Source organism: Methyloparacoccus murrellii (genome assembly GCF_054657115.1).
The window spans coordinates 43,835-68,773 of the sequence record NZ_BAAHXD010000015.1; the positions used below are offsets into that span (position 1 = coordinate 43,835).

General features: G+C 64.4%; 22 protein-coding genes. 10 read left to right on the forward strand and 12 right to left on the reverse strand.

From position 1 onward, the window contains the following. Nucleotides 1-39 precede the first annotated feature (39 nt). The gene (gene cysT, locus ACYQ1H_RS06305) at nt 40-870 is read right to left on the reverse strand and encodes a sulfate ABC transporter permease subunit CysT (RefSeq protein WP_460027193.1); all 831 of its coding nucleotides are present in this window, start codon (nt 868-870) and stop codon (nt 40-42) included. 274 nt (nt 871-1,144) lie between these two features. Here cysT and ACYQ1H_RS06310 point away from each other — a divergent pair, with 274 nt between their 5' ends. The 4 genes from ACYQ1H_RS06310 to cysB all read left to right on the forward strand — a co-directional run bounded on the left by ACYQ1H_RS06310 (nt 1,145) and on the right by cysB (nt 5,910). Next, entirely contained in the window at nt 1,145-2,872 is a 1,728-nt protein-coding gene (locus tag ACYQ1H_RS06310) for a porin (protein ID WP_460027194.1), read from the forward strand. Nucleotides 2,873-2,990: 118 nt separating this feature from the next. Beyond that, complete coding sequence (locus ACYQ1H_RS06315; RefSeq protein ID WP_460027195.1) at nt 2,991-4,016, forward strand: sulfate ABC transporter substrate-binding protein; 1,026 nt, start codon at nt 2,991-2,993, stop codon at nt 4,014-4,016. Nucleotides 4,017-4,031: 15 nt separating this feature from the next. Then, on the forward strand, nt 4,032-4,883 hold the full coding sequence (locus ACYQ1H_RS06320; RefSeq protein ID WP_460027196.1) for an EAL domain-containing protein: 852 nt from the start codon (nt 4,032-4,034) through the stop codon (nt 4,881-4,883). Nucleotides 4,884-4,935: 52 nt separating this feature from the next. Next, nucleotides 4,936-5,910 carry an HTH-type transcriptional regulator CysB gene (gene cysB, locus ACYQ1H_RS06325; protein WP_460027197.1) on the forward strand — a complete coding sequence of 325 codons (975 nt, stop codon included), beginning with the start codon at nt 4,936-4,938 and terminating at the stop codon, nt 5,908-5,910. A 39-nt stretch (nt 5,911-5,949) separates the two neighbouring features. Here cysB and ACYQ1H_RS06330 read toward each other — a convergent pair whose 3' ends face one another. From ACYQ1H_RS06330 to ACYQ1H_RS06350, 5 genes are all read right to left on the reverse strand, one after another. Further along, nucleotides 5,950-6,894, reverse strand: a complete 945-nt coding sequence (locus tag ACYQ1H_RS06330; protein WP_460027198.1) for a sulfite exporter TauE/SafE family protein — start codon at nt 6,892-6,894, stop codon at nt 5,950-5,952. 37 nt (nt 6,895-6,931) lie between these two features. Further along, entirely contained in the window at nt 6,932-7,639 is a 708-nt protein-coding gene (locus ACYQ1H_RS06335; protein ID WP_460027199.1) for an MBL fold metallo-hydrolase, read from the reverse strand. A 64-nt stretch (nt 7,640-7,703) separates the two neighbouring features. Further along, nucleotides 7,704-7,982 carry a hypothetical protein gene (locus ACYQ1H_RS06340; RefSeq protein ID WP_460027200.1) on the reverse strand — a complete coding sequence of 93 codons (279 nt, stop codon included), beginning with the start codon at nt 7,980-7,982 and terminating at the stop codon, nt 7,704-7,706. Between the two features lie 53 nt (nt 7,983-8,035). Then, nucleotides 8,036-8,623, reverse strand: a complete 588-nt coding sequence (locus ACYQ1H_RS06345) for a hypothetical protein (RefSeq protein ID WP_460027201.1) — start codon at nt 8,621-8,623, stop codon at nt 8,036-8,038. A 119-nt stretch (nt 8,624-8,742) separates the two neighbouring features. After that, nucleotides 8,743-9,630, reverse strand: coding sequence for a phosphate ABC transporter ATP-binding protein (locus ACYQ1H_RS06350; RefSeq protein WP_460027202.1), 888 nt, complete (start codon nt 9,628-9,630; stop codon nt 8,743-8,745). Nucleotides 9,631-9,802: 172 nt separating this feature from the next. Between ACYQ1H_RS06350 and ACYQ1H_RS06355 the strand changes: the two genes are divergently transcribed. Beyond that, complete coding sequence (locus ACYQ1H_RS06355) at nt 9,803-9,940, forward strand: hypothetical protein (RefSeq protein ID WP_460027203.1); 138 nt, start codon at nt 9,803-9,805, stop codon at nt 9,938-9,940. 134 nt (nt 9,941-10,074) lie between these two features. Here ACYQ1H_RS06355 and ACYQ1H_RS06360 read toward each other — a convergent pair whose 3' ends face one another. From ACYQ1H_RS06360 to phoB, 6 genes are all read right to left on the reverse strand, one after another. Continuing rightward, nucleotides 10,075-11,136 (reverse strand): PstS family phosphate ABC transporter substrate-binding protein, encoded by a 1,062-nt coding sequence (locus ACYQ1H_RS06360; protein ID WP_460027204.1) that lies wholly within the window; start codon nt 11,134-11,136, stop codon nt 10,075-10,077. Nucleotides 11,137-11,187: 51 nt separating this feature from the next. Beyond that, on the reverse strand, nt 11,188-12,279 hold the full coding sequence (locus ACYQ1H_RS06365; protein ID WP_460027205.1) for a substrate-binding domain-containing protein: 1,092 nt from the start codon (nt 12,277-12,279) through the stop codon (nt 11,188-11,190). 97 nt (nt 12,280-12,376) lie between these two features. After that, nucleotides 12,377-13,966 (reverse strand): OprO/OprP family phosphate-selective porin, encoded by a 1,590-nt coding sequence (locus ACYQ1H_RS06370; protein ID WP_460027206.1) that lies wholly within the window; start codon nt 13,964-13,966, stop codon nt 12,377-12,379. Between the two features lie 213 nt (nt 13,967-14,179). Next, the gene (locus tag ACYQ1H_RS06375) at nt 14,180-16,387 is read right to left on the reverse strand and encodes a cation:dicarboxylate symporter family transporter (RefSeq protein WP_460027207.1); all 2,208 of its coding nucleotides are present in this window, start codon (nt 16,385-16,387) and stop codon (nt 14,180-14,182) included. Nucleotides 16,388-16,395: 8 nt separating this feature from the next. Continuing rightward, entirely contained in the window at nt 16,396-17,682 is a 1,287-nt protein-coding gene (locus tag ACYQ1H_RS06380; protein ID WP_460027208.1) for an esterase-like activity of phytase family protein, read from the reverse strand. Nucleotides 17,683-17,782: 100 nt separating this feature from the next. Continuing rightward, complete coding sequence (gene phoB / locus ACYQ1H_RS06385) at nt 17,783-18,469, reverse strand: phosphate regulon transcriptional regulator PhoB (RefSeq protein ID WP_460027209.1); 687 nt, start codon at nt 18,467-18,469, stop codon at nt 17,783-17,785. A 379-nt stretch (nt 18,470-18,848) separates the two neighbouring features. On the opposite strand from phoB, the gene ACYQ1H_RS06390 reads away from it, so the two are divergent. The 5 genes from ACYQ1H_RS06390 to ACYQ1H_RS06410 form a co-directional block, all read left to right on the forward strand. Beyond that, nucleotides 18,849-21,821 carry a type I restriction endonuclease subunit R gene (locus ACYQ1H_RS06390; protein WP_460027210.1) on the forward strand — a complete coding sequence of 991 codons (2,973 nt, stop codon included), beginning with the start codon at nt 18,849-18,851 and terminating at the stop codon, nt 21,819-21,821. A gap of 13 nt (nt 21,822-21,834) precedes the next feature. After that, nucleotides 21,835-22,473 (forward strand): type II toxin-antitoxin system toxin DNA ADP-ribosyl transferase DarT, encoded by a 639-nt coding sequence (gene darT / locus ACYQ1H_RS06395; RefSeq protein ID WP_460027211.1) that lies wholly within the window; start codon nt 21,835-21,837, stop codon nt 22,471-22,473. 20 nt (nt 22,474-22,493) lie between these two features. Continuing rightward, a complete protein-coding gene (gene darG, locus ACYQ1H_RS06400; RefSeq protein WP_460027212.1) occupies nt 22,494-23,549 on the forward strand; it encodes a type II toxin-antitoxin system antitoxin DNA ADP-ribosyl glycohydrolase DarG in 1,056 nt (351 codons plus the stop codon). A 183-nt stretch (nt 23,550-23,732) separates the two neighbouring features. After that, complete coding sequence (locus tag ACYQ1H_RS06405; RefSeq protein ID WP_460027213.1) at nt 23,733-24,047, forward strand: Fic family protein; 315 nt, start codon at nt 23,733-23,735, stop codon at nt 24,045-24,047. Continuing rightward, a partial coding sequence (locus tag ACYQ1H_RS06410) for a restriction endonuclease subunit S (protein ID WP_460027214.1) occupies nt 24,044-24,939 on the forward strand: 896 nt, incomplete at its 3' end. The genes ACYQ1H_RS06405 and ACYQ1H_RS06410, both read left to right, overlap by 4 nt.

Here is a 24,939-nt window from a genome sequence, read left to right on the forward strand (position 1 = left end):
TTTCCTCGCGGCAAGGGGCGTCAGGAACGGCGCGCCGGCTCAGATCCGGCGCAGGTGGGCCCAGCGTTGCAGGGCATTGATGGTCAGCAACAGGCCGAAGGACACCACCAGCATCGACACCGCCAGCGCCGTGGCCCCGGCATAGTCGTACTGCTCCAGCTTGGTGATGATCAGCAGCGGCGTGATTTCCGACACCATCGGGATGTTGCCGGCGATGAAGATGACCGAACCGTACTCGCCGACCGCGCGGGCAAAGGCGAGCGCGAAACCGGTCAGCAGGGCCGGCGCCAGTGTCGGCAGGATGACGCGGGTGAAGGTCTGCCAGCGGCTGGCGCCGAGACTGGCCGCAGCTTCCTCCAGCTCCGCCTCGAAATCCTCCAGCACCGGTTGCACCGTCCTGACCACGAATGGCAGGCCGATGAAGGTCAGCGCGATGACGATCCCGAGCGGCGTGTAGGCGATCTTGATGCCGTGCGGCGCCGCCAGCTGACCGATCCAGCCCTTGCTGGCGTAGAGGGTCGCCAGCGCGATGCCGGCCACCGCGGTGGGCAGGGCGAACGGCAGGTCGACCAGGGCGTCGACCAGACGCTTACCGGCGAATTCGTAGCGCACCAGCACCCAGGCCACCAGCAGACCGAAGACCGCGTTGATCGCGGCGCCCGCCAGCGCGGCCCCGAACGTCAGGCGATAGGAGGCCAGCACCCGCGGCTGGGTGATCGCCTCCCAGAAGCCGCCCCAGCCCAGCGTGGCGGCCTTGAAGAAGGTGGCCGACAACGGGATCAGCACGATCAGGCTCAGGTACAGCAGCGTGAAGCCCAGGGTCAGGGTAAATCCCGGCAATACACCCCGTCTTCTTGCCCCGATGGTCATGGCGCGCGTCCTCGTGGTCGTCGAATGGGCCACCACTGTAGCCATCGGCGAGACGCGGCGGAAAGACCGTGTGGTTATTTGCTTATGCCGGAACCGGGCCCGCGGGTCGGCCCGATCCGGATGAGGCTTTTATTCCGGAAAGAAATATCTATCGATCCAAATATTCTTTTTCATTCGTCCTCTCGCTGGCTAGGCTTTTCCCACGAGCCGCCCGCCGGGTCCCGGAGACCGGGGCGGCATGGCATTTCACGGGGAATCAAGGGGCTGAGCCAACATGAAAAAACAGCGATGGGCACATTGGATCGCCGCAGGAGCCGGGTCTTTCACGCTCGGTCTCGCCCAGTCGGCACAGGCGCTGACCGACAGCGAACGCTTCGAACGACTGGAAAAGCACATCGAGCGGCTGGAGCATCGTCTCGAACAGTCCGAGGCGGAGAACACCCGGCTGCGCAGACAAGCCCCGCCGGCCGGCGCGCATGAGCATAAGGCACGCTATCTCGCCGCGGAGCCTGCCGCCAGCGGCGAAACCGCGCTGGTCAAGGACCGGCAGCTCCAGCAGCTCGACCAGAAGGTCAAGCTGCTGGAGCGGAAATACGAGGTCGACAAGGAAGAGGCCGACAAGAAATGGGGCAAGCTGCCCAAGGTGGTCGAGCTGGGCAGCCAGGGGCTCAAGGTGGTGTCCTCGGACGAGAACTTCATCATGTACATCAGGGCCCTGATCCAGGCCGACGCCAGTTTCTACTTCGACGACAACCGCTGGCTGCCCAGCGACACCAACGGCTCCAACCTGCCGAACAACTTCTACATGCGGCGCATCCGTCCCATCATCGAGGGCACGGTCTGGAAGTACATCGACTATCGCATCATGCCGGACTTCGCGCCGGGACCGTCCGGCACCACCACGCCCAAGATTTTCGACGCCCTGGTGGACTTGCGCTACTTCCGCGAGGCCAGCCTGGCCGCCGGCATCATGAAGGCCCCGGTCAGCCTGGAGCGCTTGCAGAGCGCCACCAACCTGAGCTTCGTGGAGCGTGCGTTCCCGACCCAGCTGGCGCCCAACCGCGAGATGGGCTTCCTGCTGCACGGCGAGTTCGACCGGCCCGACTACCCCAGCGACTTCAACGCCACCGGCCGCAACATGACGGTGACCGGCAACTTCCCGATGTACATGTACCCCAATTTCTTCAGCTATCAGGTCGGTGTTTACAACGGCAGCAGCAACAACGGCAGCCTGTATTCGGACAACAACGACTCCAAGGACTTCCAGGGCCGCATTTTCTCGCACCCCTTCATCCACAGCGGCATCGAGCCGCTGGAAGGGCTGGGCATCGGCATGGCGGGTACCTATGGCGATCCCAACGACGTCGCCCTGTCCAGCTTCCAGAGCCCCGGCTTGCAGAACATCTTCACCTACAACGCGGCGACCAAGGCGGATGGCACGGCCTACCGGCTCTATCCGCAGGGTTACTGGATCTGGGGGCCGTTCAAGCTGGTGGGCGAGTACGCGCTGGCCAATCAGGACATCGCCAACCAGGTGATCAAGGATTTCCGCAGCGACAACAAGTATTCGATGAACCAGAACATCGAGGCCTGGAACGTGACGCTCGATTACGCCCTGACCGGCGACCAGAACGTGTTCCTCAACCAGGGCATCAAGCCACGGCACAGCTTCAATCCCTTCGAGGGGGAGTGGGGTTCGTGGGTGCTGGCCGCGCGCTGGTCGCCGATCGACTTCGACAACGCGACATTCCAGAACGTCGGCACGGCGAAGAGTCCGATCTACCCGTTCGCCGATCCGCGCAGCTCGGTCTCGGCCGCGACGACCTGGGCGCTGGGCGCCAACTGGTGGCTCAACCCGAACGTCAAGCTGATGTTCGACTACTCGCAGACCAGCTTCGACGGCGGCGCGACCACCTACGACCCCAAGGGCAGGTCCACTGGCGCGATCGTCGACCGGGAGACCGAAAAGGTTTTCCAGACCCGTGTCCAGCTGGGCTTCTGAGGCGTGCCCGCCAGCGGTTTTCCCTCGTCTCCGGCGGTAAAGGAGAGCTCCCGGCCCCGGCCGGGGGAATCCCGACGGGCCGCCCGACCATTCCTGACCGATCGATCAAGAGAGCATCATGAACAGATTACCCCTGATTGTCCTGCCTGGCCTGGTGGCCTTCGTCCTCACCCTGCCTTGGCTGGCGCATCCGGCCTGGGCCGACCACGTCGAGCTGCTCAACGTCTCCTACGACCCGACCCGCGAGTTCTACGAGGAATACAACCGGGCCTTCGCCAGGTACTGGAAGGCCAAAACCGGCGACGACGTCACCGTCAAGCAATCACACGGCGGCGGCGGCAAGCAGGCCCGGGCGGTGATTGATGGCCTGGATGCCGATGTCGTCACCCTGGCGCTGCACTATGACGTGCATCAGCTGCACGAGAAGGGCAAGCTGATACCCGAGCGCTGGCACGAGCGGCTGCCGCACAACAGTGCGCCCTACACCTCGACCATGGTGTTCCTGGTGCGCAAGGGCAATCCGCTGGCGATCCACGACTGGGACGATCTCGCCAAGCCCGGCGTGGCGGTGGTCACCCCCAACCCCAAGACCTCCGGCGGCGCCCGCTGGAACTTCCTCGCTGCCTGGGGCTACGGCCTGAAAAAGCTCGGCAGCGAGCCGGCCGCCCGCGATCTGGTGACCCGCATCTATCGGAATGCCCCGGTGCTCGACAGCGGCGCGCGGGGTTCCACCATCACCTTCGCCGAGCGGGAAATCGGCGACGTGCTGATCACCTGGGAGAACGAAGCCTACCTGGCCCTGAAGGAATACGGTGCCGACACGTTCGAGATCGTTGCTCCCTCCATCAGCATCCTGGCCGAACCGCCGGTGACCATCGTCGATGCTGTCACGGCGCGGCATGGCACCAAGGCCGTGGCCACCGCTTACCTGGAATACCTCTACAGCCCGGAAGGCCAGGCGATCGCCGCAAAGCATCACTACCGGCCACGGGACAAGGCGATCCAGGCCAAATATGCCGAAAATTTCGCCAGCGGTATCCAGCTGTTCACCCTCGATGAGGTGTTTGGCAGCTGGAGCGCCGCGCAGAAGAAGTTCTTCGCCGATGGCGGCATCTTCGACCAGATTTACGGCGCGGCCCGCTGACCGCAGGAGACCGACATGCCCCTGGAGCATCTGATCCACAACCTCAACCGGCAACTGGTCGTCGATCACGGCCTCGACCTTCCGCCCCTGCGCTTCGACGGGCAGCGGGTCCACGGACGCTTCGGCGACATGAGCTTCACCAGCGATTTCAAGCCGATCCGGCTGGGCCATGACCCCGCCGTCGTCAGCGGGCACGATGCCGGCCCGCTGCGATTCACGCTGGCCACGGTCGGTGCCGCGACGGAGCGGTTCCTGAACGGGGCGATGCCCGACATCGTCAGCCTCGACCGGCTCAGCCGCACGGTGCACATGCTGAACTACCTGGTCCTGGACCGCCCGGCCGGCAGCCTGTTCCTGCATGTGCATCCGCACCATGTGCTCGCGGTTAAGCGTGATCATGGCGCCTATTTCGAGGACATCATCCACCAGTGCGGCCTGCCGCTGCGCCGCATCGTCATCGGGCTGAGCCTGGGCGCCGCCTATCAGAGCCAGCTGCCGCTGCTGATGGAACGCTTCCGCGGCTATCGCGAGCGCGGCTATGCGACCGCCCTGAAGTTTGCCGACGAGGTCGGCGAGACGTTCGTCGAGCGCTTCCGTCGCGAGCTGCTGCACCGCTTCGCCCCCGACCATGTGCGCTTCAGCGCCCGTTTCTTTGCCGACGCCTATGCCGGCGCGGGCGGGCAGCGGCGGCTGGCGGCCCTGCTCGCCGCCGTGCGCGGTGCCGACGGACAGATCCTGATCGACGACATCCGTACCGTCGGCGAGGCGCAGCGACTGGCGGCGCTGCGGCCGGAGTACGTGCAGGGCGAGTGGTACGAGCGCGAGGCGGAGCCGGCCGCCGGACCGCGTCTCGCGGCAGCCGGCTAGGGCCGCAGATGGGACTATCATGCCCCCCTGATCCCATGCCGGCAGGTCGACCATGAAGCTTCAGCAACTCCGCTACATCTGGGAAGTGGCCCGCAACAATCTCAATGTGTCTGCGACCGCCGAATCCCTGTATACCTCGCAGCCGGGCATCAGCAAGCAGATCCGCCTGCTGGAGGAGGAGCTCGGCCTCGAGATCTTCTCCCGCAGCGGCAAGCAGTTCGTTGCCCTGACGCCCGCCGGCAAGGCGATCGTGGCGGTGGCCGGCGATATCCTCGCGCGGGTCCAGGACATCCGCCAGATCGCCGAGGAAAACCTGGACCAGGGGGCCGGCCGCTTCGCCATCGCCACCACGCATACCCAGGCGCGCTACGCGCTGCCGCCGGTGATCCGCGCCTTCATGGAGCGCTATCCGCGGATCGAGCTGCACATCCACCAGGGCACGCCGGCGCAGATTGCCGAGCTGGCCTCGCGCGGACTGGTCGACGTCGCCATCGCGACCGAGGCCAGCGAGCTGTTCGACAACCTGGTCAAGCTGCCCTGCTACCAGTGGAACCGCAGCGTGCTGGTGCCCAGGGAGCATCCCCTGACCCGGCTGGAAACGCTGACCCTGGAAGACCTGGCCCACTATCCGATCGTCACCTACACCTTCGGCTTCACCGGCCGCTCGCAGCTGGACCAGGCCTTCAATCAGGCCGGTTTGCAGCCCCAGCTGGCGCTGACGGCGGTCGATGCCGACGTCATCAAGACCTACGTGCGACTGGGACTTGGCGTCGGCATCGTGGCGCACATGGCCTACGATCCGGTCGTTGACGCGGATCTGGTGGCCATCGAGGCCAAGCACCTGTTCGAGCCGAGCACGACCAAGATCGTCCTGCGCCGCGACATGTACCTGCGCACCTTCCTCTACGATTTCATGCAGCTGTTTGCACCCCATCTCACCCGTGACGTAGTGGATCGGGCCATGGCCATCCGGGATCCCCAGGAGTGGGAGAAACTGTTCGGCAGCATGGCGCTGCCGGTGTACTGAGGACGAATGGCGCGGAGCGGCGGTGCCGGGCCAGCAGCCTCAGCGGCCCGGGAGCGCCTTGCCGTTCCCGGGCCTGGCGGCGGCAGGGTCGAGGAAGACAGTCCGGTGATGCAGCATGCCGCGGAACCAGTACAGGACCATCACGACGATGGCGGTGAGCGCGCCACGGAAGAATTCCTGATGTTCGCGCACCAGGGCCAGCACCTCGTCCAGTGCCTGCCAGGAGAGTTCCCGGTACAGCAGGTAGACGGCCACGCCGATGACGAACAGGCCGAAGCCGCGGCGCAGGCCCTGGTTGCTGACGCGGGTCGACAGCAGGCTGCCGATCAGGCTGCCGACCATCGCGGCCACGGTGATGGTGGCGGCGAACGGCAGGTCGATGTGCACATGGCTGCTGTAGCCGGCCAGGGCGGCGGCCGAGTTCATGACGATGATCAGCAGCGAGGTGCCGATGGCGGCGCGCATCGGCAGACCGCCGAGGATGTTGAGGGCCGGCACGATGACGAAGCCGCCGCCGACGCCGACCAGACCCGTGATCGAGCCGACCAGGAAGCCGTCGAACAGCACCGCCGGCAGGTTCAGGCGCGTCGGACAGATCGAGCCGTCCGCCGCCGGCGCGCTGCGCTCGCGGCGTCCGGCCAGCAGGCTGATCGCGGTGCCGAGCATGACCAGGGCAAACATCAGCAGCAGGACGTTGCCCGGCACGAAGGCCGCCAGCCGCCCACCCAGGTAGGCGCCGAGCATGCCGGACAGGCCGAACACCCAGCCGTTCTTCCAGCAGACCCGTTGACCGCGGGCGTGGCTGATGACGGCGATGAGGCTGGTGAGGCCGACCACGATCAGCGAGGTGGCGATGGCCGTCTTGGTTGCCAGGCCCGCCACGTAGACCAGCACCGGCACCATCAGGATCGAGCCGCCGCCGCCAAGCAGTCCCAGCAGCAGGCCGACCATCAGGGTGATGCCCAGCAGGGCGAGCAGACTCATGCGCAGTCGGCTGGCAGGGCGCTGGCCGCGGGCCGGTTCAACCCTGCCGGACCTGGCTTCCGCCCAGCCCGCAGGCCTGGTTGGCCGGCAGGGCCGCGTCGATGTGCTTCGGGTAGGGCAGGTTCAGCTGGCGCATGATGGCGATGAATTCGTCACGCGTCCTGCCGCCACCGAGGCGGGCATTCTGCTGCATTTCCTGGCGGATGGTCGAGACGGTATGGCCCTGGTAGTCATGGCCGGGGTACACCAGCGTGTCCGGCGGCAGGGTGAAGAGTTGCCGGCTGATGCTGTCGTACAGCTGCCCGGCATCCCCCTGCTGGAAATCCGTCCGGCCGCAGCCGCCGATGAGCAGGGCATCGCCGGTGAAGACGCGGTCGGCCATCACGTAGCTGACGCAGCCGGAGGTGTGTCCCGGCGTGTGCCGGACCTCCAGTTCGAGATCGCCGGTTTCCAGCACCACGCCGTTGGTCACCATCAGGTCGGCGCACGGCGCGCCGGCATCCCGGTGCACCACGGCCTTGCTGCCGACGCGCTCGCGCAGCAGGCCGGCGCCGGTGACGTGATCGGCATGCACGTGGGTTTCCAGGGTGTAGACCAGCCGCAGTTGCAGCGTGTCCAGCAGCGCCAGGTAGTGTTCCACCTCGCTGGCGACGGTGTCGATCAGGATGGCCCGGCGCGTGCGTGGGCAGCCGAGCAGGTAGGTGTAGGTGGAGGTTTCGGGCTCGAAAAGCTGACGAAAGATCATGGCCGGCTCCGCATCATTCATTAGCGAAGCCTGATAATAAACGATTTCGCGTTTTTGTGCCGGGTCAGCCGCTGTCGGGATGGCGAGGGGCGCTGCCCTGGCCGTGGTGGTTCTCGTCTGCCGCGTGGTGACCCGCGCGCGGGGGTTTGGCCGGGTAGATTTCGAAGCGGCCCTCCCTGAGCAGGTCGATGAACTCGGTCCAGGGCATCAGCTGCAGCGGTTCGAATTCGTGGACCCAGCCATCGCGGGACTGGTACAGCTCGACCATGCCGGTCTCCTTGTCGTAGCCGACGATGTGAAACTTGGCGCGCGTCTTGGTATCTCTGGCGGTGTGTTTGCTCATGCGGAACTGTCCTTCGGTGGGAAACGGCCGGGCGGGTGAAGGCTGCCATGCACTCACGGCCATGGGCCGCCGAGTACGCGCTTTTCGTTGCCGCGCAGGGTGATCTTCTTGACCACGCTGCCATCTTCCTCGTCGATATCCTCGGGTGCGAATCCGAACTGGTAGGACTCCTCGTCCTTGCCCAGCCACTGCACCTTGGCAACGATCAGGAAATCGCCATTGGCGACCCGGTCGAAGGCGAAGTTGCCCTTGTCGTCGCACTCGGTCTTGCGGGTTGCGGCCAGGAAGGCTTCCTGGCCCTCGAAGCGCATGGCGTTGCCCCGGTTGGCGAGCCGGTAGCCGATATCGGTCACCGGCTTGCCATAGTAGCGCAGTGCCCACTCGCGGGCGTAGTCGGTATACGGGATCAGCATGACCTCGCGTCCCGCACAGGAGACGAAGGTGTCGGGAAAGCCCAGCGCCCGGCCGCGATCGGGTTCGTAGAGGATGGTGCCGGCGATCCGGTTGGTGCCCGGTTGCAGCAGGTTGGCAGCCTCCTGGGCGTCGAAGTTCACCGGCAGGCGGACCAGCTCCGGCGCGCAGGCGGCCAACATCAGGCAGGCCATCGCCGCCGTGACGGAACGTGAGGCAGGATTGTTCATGGGAGCATTCGGGCTGTTGGCGCGGCGCGCCGATTTTGGCAGAAAAATACCTGCGAAAGATACCGTGTCCATGTTACGGCCGTGTGACCGGATCCCCCGCGTGGCGCGGGGACGGGTCGTCAGAGGTCGAGCAGCCGTCCGGTCAGATAGGCCTCGGTGAGGGTCCGGCGAGGCTGGGTGAACAATTCGCGGGTCGGCCCAATCTCGATCAGCCGGCCCTGGTGCAGAAAGCCCATCCGCTGCGAAACCCTGGCTGCCAGGTTCACCGACTGGGTGGCGAGGATCAGGGTCCGGTGTTCGGCCAGTTCGCCGATCAGGTTCTCGAAGCGTCCGGCCTCCAGCGAGTCCATCCCGGCCGTCGGTTCGTCCAGCAGCAGCACCTCCGGTTGCAGGGCCAGGGCGCGCGCCAGACACAGGCGCTGTTGCTGCCCGCGACTCAGGCTCAGTGCCGGCGCGCCCAGCTTGTTGCGCAGCAAGTTCCAGAGATCGACCTGGCGCAGGGCGGTCTCCACGATCTGTTCCTGTTCCAGGATGCCGCAGGCGCGGCCATGGAGGCAGGCCGCATAGGCAATGTTCTCCTGGATGCTGCGCGGAAACGGGTTGGGCCGGGACGACACCATGCCGATGCGCGTGCGCAGGACGGTCAGGTCGATGTCCCTGCCGTAGAGGTTGCGTCCGCGAAACAGGATTTCGCCGCCGACCCTGAAGCCGGCGATGCCGTCGTTCATGCGGTTGAAACAGCGCAGCAGGGTGCTCTTGCCGGCGCCGGCCAGGCCGGTGACGGCCAGTATTTCCCGCGCGCCGATCGCGAGATCGATGTCCACCAGCGCCGGCGTCTGGCGGAAACCCGCCTGCAGGCCGCGGCAGCGCAGCAGTGCCGTATCGGCCGCGGGGGGCGGGCGCCTGGCCGGCGGCGCGTCTCCCGCCCTGCCAAAGGCCGCGCTTGGCGCTGGTTCGGTCACCTGTGCGTCGAACCCGGTCAACGATTGGCGCAGCAGAAGTCTCATGCGTCGGGCCGTGGCGAAAATGACAACGGTAGTCGCCGTCTGCGACAGAAAGATGACGATTTGGTGTCGGTTAGGTGTCCTTGCGGCCAGCCGCAATCCGTCCGCCGTTGCCATGAGCCTGTCACAAACCCATGGAAGAATTCACCGCGAATCAGACGCTTGGGAGGTGACCATGAGTTTTCTGGGCGGTGATGAACTCACCGATTATTACCTGCAGTCGGGCTGCGCGATCGAGGAGCCCTGGGACGACTGGGACGAGGACGAGGGACTGGAGCTGAGCGGCCGGGACGAGCTCGAAGCCGGCAAATAGCCGAGCAACCGCGATGGCGGGGAAAACCGGGGGCGTGCGGTCGCGAGACCGGGAGCAGGGTGGACGAAAGGAAAGGCCAGACGGCCCTGGCGTCGGTGGAGTGCCGACCTCAGGGCCGCGGCAACGGGCGGTTCTTACTTGACCGCCGCCATCGGTTTCAGCGCCTTGGCGGCTTCCGCCACCGCCTTGCGCTGGTCGTCGGGCAGCGCGATCAGGCCCTTGTCGGTCAGGTAGCCTTCGGGGCCTATGGCCTTCTCGCTGGTGTATTCGGCCAGGAACTCCGGAATGCCCGGGATCACGCCGGCATGCGCCTTCTTGACATAGATGAACAGCGGTCGCGAGACCGGATACTTGCCCTCGGCGATGGCGTCATAGGTCGGCGCCTGGCCATCGATGGGGGCGGCCTTGAGCTTGTCCTCGTTGAGGCTCAGGTAGCTGTAGCCGAACACGCCCGCGGCGTCGGGATTGGCTTCCAGCTTCTGCACGATCAGGTTGTCGTTCTCGCCCGCCTCGATATAGGCGCCGTCCTCACGCACGGTCATGCAGGTGCTCTTGAACCAGGCCTCGTCCTTCTCCTTCTTGGCCTTGATCCAGGGAATCTGCTGGCAGCCGCCCTCCAGCGCCAGCTCGGCGAAGGCGTCGCGGGTGCCCGAGGTCGGCGGCGGACCCAGCACCTCGATCTTGGTGGCCGGCAGAGCCGGGTTGACCTCGTTCCAGGTCTTGTAGGGATTGGCCACCAGCACGCCGCCGTCGGGCTGCTTGGGATCGGGTACCTGCTTGGCCAGCGCCAGGAACAGATCCTTGCGGGTCAGGGCCAGGTCGGTCCCGGCCTTTTTCGACTGCGCCACGACGATGCCGTCGAAGCCGATCTCGACCTCGACGATCTCCTTGACGCCAGCCTTCTGGCAGGCCTCGTACTCCGATTTCTTGATGGCGCGGGAGGCGTTGGCGATGTCCGGATACTTGGGACCGACGCCGCCGCAGAACAGCTTGAAGCCGCCGCCAGTACCGGTGGACTCGACCTTGGGCGTCTTGAACTTGCCCGACTTGCCGAACTGCTCGGCCACCGAGGCGGTAAACGGGTAGACGGTGGACGAGCCGGCGGCGCTGATGGAATCGCGCGAGGCAGCCTGCGCGGTCAGGCTGACGGTCATGGCGAGGCCCGACAGGCAGGCGAATATGGCGTTGCGTTTCATGAAAATCCTCGGATGGTTGTGAAATTTGGATGTCAGGTTAAACCGGCGGGCTTACATTTTCATTAACTCCAGTTGGCGGGCGCTGGCGGCCGATGCCCGGCGCTGATCCTGCGGCAGCGGCACCAGGCCCTTTTCCAGCAGATAACCCTGATCACCCCAGGCGCTCTCGCGGGTGAATTCCTCGATGTACTCGACGATGCCGGGGATGTGGCCGATTTGCGCCTTCTTGACGTAGAAGTACAGCGGCCGCGAGATCGGATAGCGGCCGTCGGCGATGCTGCCGGCCGCGGGCGTCACCTGCTCGATCGGACTGGCGCTCAGCTCGGCGCGGTGGGCATCCAGGAAGCTGTAGCCGAACAGGCCCAGCGCGCCGGGCCGGGTCTTGAGCAGTTCGAGAATCCGCGCGTAATTCTCGCCGATCTCCTCGTAGACGCCATCCTCGCGGAAGCTGCGACACAGGCGTCTGAACTCGGATTCGCTGCGCGGCTTCCAGTCCTTGAGCCAGTCGAAGCTGCTGCACCCCGGCTCCATCACCAGCTCGCCGAAGGCATCGCGGGTGCCGGAAGCGGCCGCCGGGCCATAGATTTCGATCGGCACGTCGGGCAGCGCCGGATCGATCTGGGCCCAGCGCCGGTAGGGATTGTCGACCAGCTTCCCGCAGGCCGGACAGCCGGGATCGGGCACCTGCCTGGCCAGGGCCAGGTAGAGCATCCTGCGGGTGAGCATGGGCGGCCGGTCCTGGCCGGCCCGCGCCAGCACGATGCCGTCGAAGCCGATCCGGATCTCGACGATCGCTTTCACGCCGGCCTGCTCGCAGGCGCGATACTCGGCCGGCTTGATCCGCCGCGAGGCGTTGACGATGTCGGGGTAATTGTCGCCCACCCCGCCGCAGAAGCGCTTGATGCCCATGCCGGTGCCGGTGGTGTCGACGATCGGGCGGACAAACCGGCCGGTTTCGCTCAGCCGCTCGGCGACGGCGGAGGCGAAGGGGGACACCGTGGTGGAACCGACGATGTGGATCGCCTCGCGGGCACCGTTGACCTCCGCGGCGGAGACCCGGCCCGCGAGGCCGGCTGCCAGCGCCAGTACCAGCGCCAGCGCCAGCGCGAGTCGGGACGGCCTGGCGGACGGGTTCGATCTCATGGTCATCATCTCGGGAATGGGGCAGACCGGCCGCCGTCAGGGCAGGGGAGCATCGGGACGGCGGCGGCTACAGCCCAAGGACTCTTGTTGCCGTCGATCAGTAATGCAGGTCGATACGGGCCTGGACGTAATCCCAGTCGCCGGTGGTATTGCCGGGGATGTCCAGGACGGTCCGGTTGACGCCGGCGCGGCCGACATTCAGCGAGTAGACGTGGGTCCAGTCCAGCATGAAGCGGGCCCAGTTGTTGAAATACCAGTTGCCGCCAAAGGTCGACGCGACCTGGCTGCCACCGCCATAGGTCGCCGAGTCGGCGATCTGGTTCATGTCGACCCACATGAAGCGGCCTTTCAGCTCGAAGGCGCCCCAGCCATCGTGGAAGTCGAGGTTATGCTCGGGCTTGATGCGCCCCAGCACACCCTGATCGGCCCGATAGCCGCTGCCGCGCGATTCGCCGGTCAGGCTGTAGGCCACGTCGACGTGCGCACCCTGGAAGAAGCCGTTGCCGGCGGGCAGCTGATGCGTGCTCTCGACATCGTTGGCGTTGAGCCAGGTGGCGTTGTACTCGGTTTCGAACGATAGCGGTCCGTAGATGCCGACCATTTCGCCGTCGACGAACTCGCTGTTCTGCACGTCCGGCATGTTGCCGGTATCCAGGTAGGCGAACTGGCTGATGGCGGTGGGGGCGATCGCGTAGCGCACCGTGCGCTGGCCGCTGGGCGGTGCGCGGAAGGCACCGGAGGCACCGATGTGCAGCAGCTCGTCCGACTTGTTGTACCAGGGCGCCAGCGTGGCGCGCAGGGCGCCGCCCCAGCCCTCGTCGTCCACCGTGGTGGTGCCGGAAGTCTGGCGGGTGGCAGTGTCGCCGTAGACGCCGGTGGAGAAACCCCACCAGTCGCCGCCGAGGTCGTAGCGCAGGCCGATCGCGCGGTTGACCGAGCGGTTGGTGAATTCGTACTCGGTCGAGCGTTCCATGAACACCATGTCATTGGAGCTCATCATCTGCTGGAAGCTGTAGGGCTGTTTGCTCTGGCCGACGACGAAGCTGCCCCAGTCGAAGCCCTTGTACTGGACGAAGGCATCGCGGATGCCGACCGTGCCGTTGCCGCCGCCGTTGGCGATTTCGGGCTGCATCTTGAAGTGCCAGTCCTTGTAGAACTGTCCCGCGAACTCCATGCGGAAGCGGCGGATTTCGGTGCCGTCGGTGAGCCGGTTGTTCTGTACCGGGCCGTCGGTGGCGGGGTTGTAGCGGCCGTCGTCGTTGCGGTCGCTGTAGGTCACGATGTCGCCGCCCGAGAACATATCGGCGTCGGTATGCAGACGGCCGTTCATGCTGAACTTGAAGTTGCCGTCGTTGGTTTCGAAACGGATGCCCTTGTCGTCGATCTGGGTCTTGGCCTCGTTCGGTTTCTTGGGTTTGTTGGCCACGCTGTCGATGCGCTGGTTGAGCTTTTCCTCGACCTGCTTGACCTCGCTGGCAGTGGCCAGCTTCTGGCCCTCGGCCGCCGCCGACGACTTGGTCTCGTCGATCTGCTGGAAGCTGCCGAGCTTGACGCGACCCGCACCGGGGCTGGTGAAGACCTGGCTGGTCTTGGTGTCCACGTAGAGATTAAGGGCCATGGCGGAGGCATCCACGATGCCGGCGCCAAACACCCCAAGGACGGCAAGGCTGAGCCTTCTGACGTTCATTGCTTTGCACCCGTTTTAGAAAAATCAATAGGTTGGCCGTTCCATGCGCGGCCCAAGGTGCGACAAGCTAATGCCTGAATATTACTTTTTCGTGACGATTTGGCGGATGACGGGTTTCTTTTTCATGAAAGCCCGGTGACGGATGGATAACTGTTTGATTACGCGAGGATTACAAAGACGATGGCCGGAACGGGCCGGCGACCTCGCCAGGGCTCACTCGATCCAGTGCAGAACGTCCCGGGCGATGCTCCAGCGCTTGTTACCCGGACCTTCCATCTTGCCGAGCATCCAGTGCTGGAACAGCTTGTCGATGGTGCCGTCCAGCTTCTTGAGGGTCACCCAGGTGGCCAGGGCCTGATCGAGGCCCGGGTCGAAGCCGGCGATGGCGATCGACACCGGAGCGCTGTCGCGCCGCTGCAGCGGGTTGACCACGCTGTAGTTGGGATAGATCAGCGTCCATGCCGCGCCGCTTTCCGCCTGGGTGATCAGCGCGTCCAGATGCAGCGCGGGATCGTCGAAGAACAGGCGGATCGAATCCAGTGGCACGATCTCGGCATTGGGGAAATGCTCGCGCGCCCGGTCCTCGAAGAAGCTGCCGTTGCTGACGCCGAGCCGCAGCCTGCCGAGCCGGTTGATGCGCGCTTCGCTGGCGAACTCGTGGCTGCGGTAGTCCTCCACCACCACGCCCATGTTGACGATCAGGTAGGGTTCCGACATCAGCATCGCCTCGGCGCGCGGCAGGGTCACCGTGAGGCCGGAGACGGCGATGTCGAAATGATCGGCCCGCAGCTGGTCGGCCAGATCCTCGATGCGGTAGGGAATGAATTCCACGCCGACCTGCAGATCCAGCGCCAGCCTGTTCACCAGGTCGACGTCGAAGCCGACCAGCTCGCCGCGACCGTTGAGATAGCTGTAGGGCACATAGTCCGGCCGGTAGCCGACGCGGATCGTCCCGCGCCGCTTGATGCGGCTCAGCCGGCTCTCCCCGGCCCGCAGCGGGATCGGGTTGGGCGCGGCGCCGGGCTCGACGTAGGAATACACCTGATTCTCCAGCAGGGTCATGCGCGCCAGCGCCGACGCCTTGCCGAATTCCGGGCTGGCCAGCAGGCCCAGCGCCAGCCGGATCAGGGCGATGACGATGATCATCAGCAGCAGCATGAAGGCCCCGCCCCACAGCAGCCGCTTCCAGTTGACCCGCAGCAGTCCGGTCATGGTGGCCGTCGCCAGGATCGTGAACACCAGGTAATGCATGCTGCTGAGCACATCTCCCACCCGCGCCGCCAGCACCCCGGCGGCCAGGAACAGCTGGAACATGTCCTGCGGGATGTGGAAGCTGTTGAGCAGGAAGGGAATGGACAGGAACACCTTGCCGAACAGCAGGAAAAGGCTGGAGCCCAGCATGAACAGCTGATCGCCCAGATCCAGCGGGTTGCCCACGAACCAGGCGGCAAAGGGGATGAAGACCAGATCGATGACGTTGCCGCTGTTCGGGAAGGGGTAGGCCAGCGGCAGGATGAATTCCGGAAAGCCCTCGTGGGCGCGGTCGTGCGGCAGGCGCTGCTGGAACATCGCCTTGACGCCGTCGATCAGCAGCGGGATCACCGGCAGCACGCTGCCCGTGACCAGCGCCGTGATCAGCGCGTCCTTGCCGGCGCGCAGCACCTGGCCGTAGGAGAACGGCGTCAGGCTGGCCACCAGCAGCGGCAGGGTGCCGAAGGTGAGCAGCAGCACGCCGCCGGCGAAGGTCAGGTAATAGGCTTGCAGGCGGCCGAACTCCTCGACCGACATGGTGCCGGCGGCATGGGCGGCGATGCCGAAGACGCCGATCGGGGTCAGTCGCACCACCAGGCCGTTGACGCGGTGCAGGGTCTTGGCGATCAGCCCGACGTGATCGAGCAGGCTCTTCTTCTCCTCGAAGCCGATGATGGCCACACCGAAGAGGATGCAGAACACCACCACCGCCGGCACCGAGTTGTCGGCCAGCGACTTGAACGGGTTCGAGGGGATGAAGATGCTCAGGAAATCGGGTTTGGGCGGCGGGTCGACCAGCGCGGCGCTGAAGAACTGGCCGACCGGCAGCTCCGGCAGCGCCTGGCTCATCCCCAGCACCGTCAGCGCCGCGAGTGCCCACAGTCCGACGAAGATCAGCAGGCCCGCCCGCGCCAGCAGGCCGAAATCCCGCAGGCTGAGGCTGCCGATGTTGCCGATCAGGGAAAAGACGATGTAGGGCAGCACCGTCATCTGCATCAGGCCGACATAGATGTCGCCCATCACCTTAAGGCTCTCGGCGTACTCGCCGAGGAACAGGCCGGTGAGGATGCCGCCACTCAGGCCGAGGAAGATCCAGGCGGTGAAGCTCGGTCCGCGGCGCGCCAGATCGCGTCGGGCGCGCCGCGGCAACCGCCGGAGCCGGGCTTTCAAGACGGCGGTCAGTTGTGGCGCGGACGGTCCGCGTGCCCGCCGGCCGGCGTCGGCCGGTGCAGCCGGTGGCCGAGCGGCGCCGCCACCCGCTGCGGCTGGTAGCCCGGCAGGTCGCCGGGGTCGATGGCGAAGGCGAAGAAGCGGGTCGCCTCGCGGCTGGAGAAATCGTTGTCGCTGCCGATGATCAGCAGCTGGCGGCCGTCCTCCAGCGGTGGGCCGAAGGTCATGCCCTCGAACTTTTCCGGCACCTCGCGGATGCCCTGCGCCAGCAGATCCAGGAACAGGGTCTTGCGCACCGGCGTCCAGCCCGGCTGGCTCTCGCCGCCGGGCGCCAGCGACTGCACCGTATGCACGTCGCTGGCACCGGCGAGGCTGATCCTGAACACCTTCTTGAAGCGCGCCGCCTCGCCCGAGCGGGTATCCCGCTCCAGCACCAGATACTCGTCGGCGTTGATGGCCAGTATCTCCGAGACGCCATTGGCGGCATCTTCCAGCGGATAGACGAACTCGCGCACGCCGCCGGTCTCGAGGTCGAGCTCCAGCATGCGGTTGTTGAGCCCCGTCGCCTTGCCGTCTGCGCGCTGCTCGGCATCCTGCAGCAGGGGGTCCTGGATGATGGCCAGCAGCCGCTTGCCGTCGGGGGTGATGGCCAGGCCTTCGAAGCCGCGATTGCTTTGCCGGCCGAACAGGTTGTGCCGCATTTCCTCGCGTCCGTCGGCGCTGGGGCTGTCGATCTGGAACTTGTTGGGCACCTTCAGGGTTTTCAGCCGCTTGCCGCTGCGGATATCGAACAGGTCGATGAACGGGCCGTACTCGTCGGAGACGAACGCCGTGCGCCCGTCCGCCGCCAGGCGGATGGCTTCGGCATCCAGGCGCAGGCTGTCGGGCGAGTTCAGCGGGTCGAAGGCCCTGGCATCGCCGGTCATGGCATGGCCGGCGGTATCCGTCAGCAGGTGCGTTTCAAGCACCCGCGGATCCAGGCTGTAGCGGCCATGGCCCTGGGGCGAGAGTTGCAGTTCCAGCCGGTAGAGGCGGCCCTGGAAGCTGGTTTCCCCGGCGCCGGGACCGCGGTCCGGCACCGCGTAGTAGATCGGGCCCTGGCCGCTCCAGGTGATGGCGCCGCCCAGGCCGCCGACACGCGCCTTCGGCGTGCGGCCATCCTCCAGCAGCCCGGTCGCCCCGGATTGATCGAGGGCATCGGCGGGGATCGCACCCTCGCCGATCAGGGTGACGGCGGACTGGGCCGCCAGGGAGACATGAAACAGCAGCAGCAGACGACAGGCGAAGCGAGGCACGCGGCGGATCCGGATAGTGAATCAAGGGGCCGCCATTATGGTCCGCTTGTGATCCCGGGACCAGCCGGGCGGGGGAATACGGTCAGGCGCCGTGACGGACTCAGGTCTTTTCCGAGAAGCGATAGCCGAAGCCGCGTACCGTCTGGATGACGTTGTCGCGATCGTGGTCGGCCAGGGTCTTCCTGAGCCGGCGGATGTGGACGTCGACCGTGCGCTCCTCGATGAACACGCTGCGGCCCCAGACGTTGTCGAGCAGCTGGCTGCGGCTGTAGACCTTTTCCGGGTGGGTGATGAAGAACTCCAGCAGCCGGTACTCCATCGGGCTGAGGTTGACGTCCTTGCCGCCGATCTGCACCCGGTGCTCGTCCAGGATCAGCTCGATGCCGGCGGAACCGATGCGGCCGGTGGTGGAAAAGTTGACCCGCCGCCGCATGACGGCCTTGATGCGGGCCACCAGCTCGCGGGGCGAGAACGGCTTGGTCACGTAGTCGTCGACGCCGATGTCCAGCGCCTTGACCTTGTCCTCCTCCTCGCCGCGCGCCGTCAGCATGATGATCGGGATGCCGGCGTACAGCTCGTCGCGCTTCAGCCGCTTCACCCACTCGGTGCCGCTCATGTCCGGCAGCATCCAGTCCAGCAGGATCATGTCCGGCGTGCTCTGGGCGATCAGCGTCTGCGCCTCGGTGATCTCCGTTGCGGTCAACACGTGGATGTTGGCGCCCTCCAGGAGATCCCTGAGCATCTTCAGGATGGGTTTGTCGTCTTCAACCACCAATATCGTGACCACCAAAAAACTCCCCCGGGAATGTGATGTTTGCACGAACAATTTACGAAGTTTTTGTGACAAGGGGGTTACGGATACGATTTTCGCCCGGTTGGCCTCCCGGCTCCGGCGGCCAGCCTGCCCTCCCCCCGGTGTCGCTGGGCAGTCGCCGGCCGCGCTGGTAGAGTTCGGAAGACGGCATGCGAAGCACAGCCTGCACGCCGGGGGTTATGCGACGACCCCGGAGCCGCGGATAACGCTCGCTCCGTCGGCCCGCTGCCCGGGCATGACGCAGGGCACCGTCTAGCGCTGGCGTGAATGCCGGGGGTTGCCCACGCTGGCCGTCGCCCGCCGCGAGCCGGGCCACCAAAGCACCTTCCCGCAAGCGCCCTGAACTGGACCCATGACAGCCGCAGAAAACCTCATCGAGCGCGATCTGATCGCCACGCTGGAAGATCTCAAATACACCTGCCGCCCGGACATCCGCGATCGCGCATCGCTGGAAGCCAATTTCCGCGAGAAGTTCGAGGCGCTCAATCGCGTCAGGCTGACCGACAGCGAATTCCAGCGCCTGCTCGACGGCGTCATCACACCGGACGTCTACAACGCCGCCCAGACGCTGCGCAATATCAACGCCTTCGAGCGCGACGACGGCACGCCGCTCAATTACACGCTGGTCAACATCAAGGACTGGTGCAAGAACGACTTCGAGGTCATCCACCAGCTACGCATCAACACCGACAACAGCCACCACCGCTACGACGTGATGCTGCTCATCAACGGCGTGCCGGTGGTGCAGATCGAGCTGAAGACCTTAGGCCTAAGCCCGCGCCGGGCCATGCAGCAGATTGTCGATTACAAGAACGACCCCGGCAACGGTTACGGTAAGACGCTGCTCTGCTTCATCCAGCTGTTCATCGTCAGTAACCGCGCGGATACCTGGTACTTCGCCAACAACAACGCCCGCCATTTCAGCTTCAACGCCGATGAACGCTTCCTGCCTGCCTACCAGTTCGCCAGCGAGGACAACAAGAAGATCACCCACCTCGATGTCTTTGCCGATAAGTTCCTCGCCAAGTGCACCCTCGGCCAGATGATCAGCCGTTACATGGTGCTGGTGGCCAGCGAGCAAAAGCTGCTGATGATGCGGCCGTACCAGATCTATGCCGTGCAGGCCATCGTGGATTGCATCCACCAGCGCTGCGGCAACGGCTACATCTGGCACACCACTGGCAGCGGCAAAACGCTGACCTCGTTCAAGGCCTCCACCCTGCTCAAGGACAACCCAGGCCTGGACAAATGCCTGTTCGTGGTGGACCGCAAGGACCTGGACCGCCAGACCCGCGAGGAATTCAACCGTTTCCAGGAAAACTGCGTCGAAGAGAACACCAACACCGAAACCCTGGTGCGCCGCCTGCTCTCTGACGACTACGCCGACAAGGTCATCGTCACCACCATCCAGAAGCTGGGCCTGGCGCTCGACCCGAACAGCCAGCGCAACTACAAGGAGCGCCTGGAGCCGCTGCGCAATCAGCGCATGGTGTTCATCTTCGACGAATGCCACCGCTCGCAATTCGGCGACAACCACAAGGCCATCAAGACGTTCTTCCCCAACGCCCAGATGTTCGGCTTCACCGGCACGCCGATCTTCGAGCAGAACGCCAGCTATCAGCAGATCGAAGGCCAGCAGGCCAGTTATCGCACCACCGACGACCTGTTTCAGCGCTGCCTGCACCAATACACCATCACCCACGCCATCGAAGACCGCAACGTCCTGCGCTTCCATGTCGATTACTACAAGCCGGAGGGCAACCATCAGCCGAAGCCCGGCGAGGCGTTCGCCAAGCGCAAGGTCATCGAGGCCATCCTCGCCAAGCACGACGCCGCCACCGCCCACCGCAAGTTCAACGCCGTGCTGGCCACCGCCAGCATCAACGACGCCATCGAGTACCACGCCCTGTTCCAGACCGTGCAGGACGAAATGCGGTCGCAAAATCCGGACTTCGCGCCGCTCAACATCGCCTGCGTCTTTTCACCGCCTGCCGAGGGCAACAAGGACGTGCAGCAGATTCAGGAAGACCTGCCGCAGGAAAAAGCCGACAACCAGCAGGACCCGGAAGGCAAGAAGGCGGCGCTCACCCGCATCATCGCCGACTACAACGCCCGCTACGGCACCAACCACCGCATCGCCGAATTCGACCTCTACTACCAGGACGTGCAAAAGCGCATCAAGGATCAGCAATACCCGAATGCCGATCTGCCGCACGCACAGAAGATCGACATCACCCTCGTGGTGGACATGCTCCTCACCGGCTTCGACTCCAAGTACCTCAACACCCTGTACGTGGACAAGAACCTCAAGCACCACGGTCTGATCCAGGCTTTCTCGCGCACCAACCGTGTGCTCAACGACAGCAAGCCCTACGGCAACGTGCTCGACTTCCGCCAGCAGCAGCAGAACGTCGATGAAGCCATCGCCCTCTTCTCCGGCGAGCGGATCGATAACCCCCGCGAAATCTGGCTGGTGGAACCCGCCGCCGACGTACTGCGCAAGTACGAAGCCGCCGTCGCCGGCATGGCGGGCTTCATGGAGAAGAAGAACCTGGTCTGCGAACCCGAGCAGGTCTACAACCTCAAGGGCGACACCGCGCGCATCGAGTTCGTCAACCGCTTCAAGGAAGTGCAGCGCCTCAAGACCCAGCTCGACCAGTACACCGACCTGGAACCCGAACAGAAGGCCAAGATGGAAGCCATCCTGCCGCAGGACCAGTTGCAGAGCTTCCGCAGTACCTATCTGGAAACCGCCAAGCGCCTGAAAGAGCAGCAGGCGAAGGAAGGCGAGCAGGCGCCGCCCGACGTGCAGCAGCTCGATTTCGAGTTCGTGCTGTTCGCCTCCAGCCTCATCGATTACGACTACATCATGGGCCTCATCGCCCGCATGACCGCGCAAAAGCCCGGCAAGACGACGATGAACCGGGAACAGTTGATCGGCCTCATCCAGGCCGACGCCAAGTTCATCGACGAGCGCGAGACAATAGCCGAATACATCCGCAGCCTGGCCGTGGGCGAGAAGCTGATCGAGCCGGAAATCCGCGCCGGTTACGAACGCTTCAAGGCCGAGAAGAAAGCGCGCGAACTCACCGATATTGCCGCCAAGCACGGGCTGGAAGCCGCCGCACTGCAAGCCTTCGTGGACGACGTGCTGCGCCGCCGCATCTTCGACGGCGAGCGCCTCTCCGAACTCATGACTCCGCTGGGACTCGGCTGGAAGGCGCGCACCCAGGCCGAACTGGCGCTCGTCGAAGACCTGACGCCGCTGCTGCACAAGCTGGCGCAGGGGCGGGAGATTTCCGGGTTGAGTGCGTACGAGAGCTAAAGGAAAACAGGCCATGCCGGGACCGTCTCGACCGAAGATTTACCACATCGCTCATGTGGATCGGCTAGCCTCCATCGTGACCGACGGATTTTTGTGGTGCGATGCAGAAATCATTCAGCGCGCCCCTGTGGGCACGACCATCGGCATGAATAGCATCAAGCAGCGGAGATTGACGCTGCCCTTGAACAGTCACTCCGATATCTGCGTCGGCGACTGCGTACCGTTCTATTTCTGCCCGCGCTCCGTAATGCTCTATCTGATCCATCAAGCCAACCATAAGGAGCTGGACTATCGTGGCGGGCAAGGACCGATCCTGCATTTCGAGGCCGATCTGTACGCCACCGTTGCATGGGCCAACGCCCAATCTTTGCGCTGGGCCTTTACGCTCTCGAATGCGGGCTCATGTTTTTTTGAGGATCGCAACGATCTTGCGCGCCTGGGCGAGATCAATTGGACTGCCGTGCATGCCAGGGATTGGCGGGAACATAAGGAAGGCAAGCAGGCCGAGTTCCTGCTGGAACACCACTTTCCTTGGCATTTGATCGAGCGCATCGGCGTGAAATCGGCCAATGTGTATCGGCAAGTTGTCAACACACGCCCGACGCATGGACATCGGCCGACGGTCGAAGTCCTGCCGGAGTGGTATTACTGATAAATGAGAGGAGTTCAGCCATGATCGAATACACCTCGGGCGACATCCTCAAATGCGAGGCGGATGCGCTGGTCAATACCGTCAACTGTGTCGGCGTGATGGGGCGCGGCATTGCCCTGCAGTTCAAGAACGCGTTTCCCGAAAACTTCAAGGCTTACGAGGCGGCCTGCAAGCGCCAGGCCTTGGAGCCGGGCCGGATGTTCGTCTTCGAGACGGGGCAACTCACGTTGCCTCGCTTCATCATCAACTTTCCCACCAAGCGCCACTGGCGCGGCAAGAGCCGCACCGGGGACATCGAAGCGGGGCTGGTCGATCTGGTCAAGGTAATCCGGGACAAAGGCATCCATTCCATCGCCATTCCTCCGCTGGGCGCGGGCTTGGGCGGATTGGACTGGAGCGAAGTGCGCCCACGCATCGAGCGCGCGCTCGCGGAGTTGGCGGATGTGCGGGTGCTCGTGTACGAACCCAACGGTGCCCCAGCCAACGACAAAATGGCCCATGTGCGCGAAGTGCCGACGATGACTGCCGGTCGCGCGGCACTGGTCGAACTCATCAACCGCTATCTCGGCGGCTTGCTCGACCCTTTCGTTACCCTGCTGGAAGTTCACAAGCTGATGTATTTCATGCAGGAGGCCGGTGAGCCGCTCCGGCTGCGATATGTCAAGGCCCCCTATGGCCCCTACGCCGAAAACCTGCGCCACGTGTTACGTGCGATAGAGGGGCACCTAATCGCCGGTTACGCCGATGGCGGCGATGCGCCCGGCAAGCCCCTCTCCCTCGTGCCCGGCGCGGTGGATGAAGCCAAGGACTTTCTCGACCGGCACGAGATCAGCCGTGCCCGCTACGAACGCGTGGCCAGGCTGGTGGAAGGTTTCGAGTCCCCCAGCGGTCTGGAGCTGCTGGCCACCGTGCATTGGGTGATGAGCCGAGAGAGCGTGGCCCATCACGATGGCGTGACGCGGCAAGTCTATGCGTGGAACGCCCGCAAGCAGCAGTTCACGCCCCGCCAGATCGCCATCGCCGAGGAGCGCCTGAAGGCTCAGGGCTGGCTGCCGTTGCCACAGCCAGTCAATTGAGGCGCAGAGTCCGCGAGGAATGACAGATGTGCGGAATAACCGACAGGCCAGGCGGCCACTGGATGCCGTGCTGCAAAACCAGGGGCTGGCCGCGCACGCCTTCCGGCTGCTGCCTACCGGGGCCTGGGCAGCGGCATCCCGCGCGTACTGCAGGAGTGGCCGCAGATCGAACTGATCGACGAGGTGCGCGGCAACCGGTTCACGGCGCGGGTTCAACGGCCAAACCCGCAATGGGACGTTGGCGCGGCCCCCGTCACCCCGCAAGTTGGGCAACGGCTGGGCGTCATGACGGGCGAACACGCCCGCAAGGAACTGCAATCCTTGCTGGGTCTTGCCGACCGCGAACATTTCCGCAAAGCCTACTTGCTGCCCGCATGGGCAGCAGACCTGATCGAACCCACACAGCCCGACAAGCCCAACAGCCGCCGGCAAAAATACCGGCTCACCGAAGCCGGACAGCGGCTGTTGCAAGAACTGCAAGGAACACCAGCGTCATGACAGAAGCGCAGAAAAACAAACAGGCCGGGAGACTGCTGGTGCCGCGCCTGCGGTTTCCGGAGTTTCGGTGGGCGGGGGAATGGGAGGAGACGCGGCTGGGTGACATTGGAAGCGTGCGCATGTGCAAGCGAATTCTCAAAGAGCAAACCAGCCCTCGCGGTGATATACCTTTTTATAAAATTGGCACATTTGGCGGTGTTCCAGATGCATATATTTCGAGAGAAATATTTGAGAATTTCAGGAGCAGTTATCCATTCCCGAAAAATGGGGCCGTGCTTATTTCTGCTGCGGGGACAATTGGAAGGACGGTTCGCTATAACGGCGAACTTGCATATTTCCAAGACTCGAACATTGTTTGGCTGGATAACAGTGAAAAATTAATTGCAGATAATTTTTTGTTTTATCTCTACCAGCTAATTGATTGGTCGCCAAGTGTCGGGGCTATTCAAAGGCTTTACAACGAAAACATTCTTGGGGCGCAAGTTAAATTCCCAAGCATCCCGGAACAACAAAAAATCGCCGACTGCCTGTCTTCCCTCGACGAGCTGATCGCGGCGGAAATCCAACAGCTGGACGCCCTCAAGACCCACAAGAAGGGCCTGATGCAGCAGCTTTTCCCCCGCGAAGGCGAAACTGTCCCACGGCTGCGGTTTCCGGAGTTTCGGGAGGCGGGGGAGTGGGCGGAAGCGGCCTTGGGGAGCATTTCTGAATTTGCATCTGGTGGCACACCATCCAAAGATGTTTCTGAGTATTGGGGCGGCAAGACTCCTTGGATAAGCGCGTCATCCATGTATGAAACAAACCTGTACAAATCGGATTTGAACATTACCGATCTGGCGGTCAGAGATGGGGCTCGAATTGCAAAACAAGGGGCTCTCCTGATTCTCGTTAG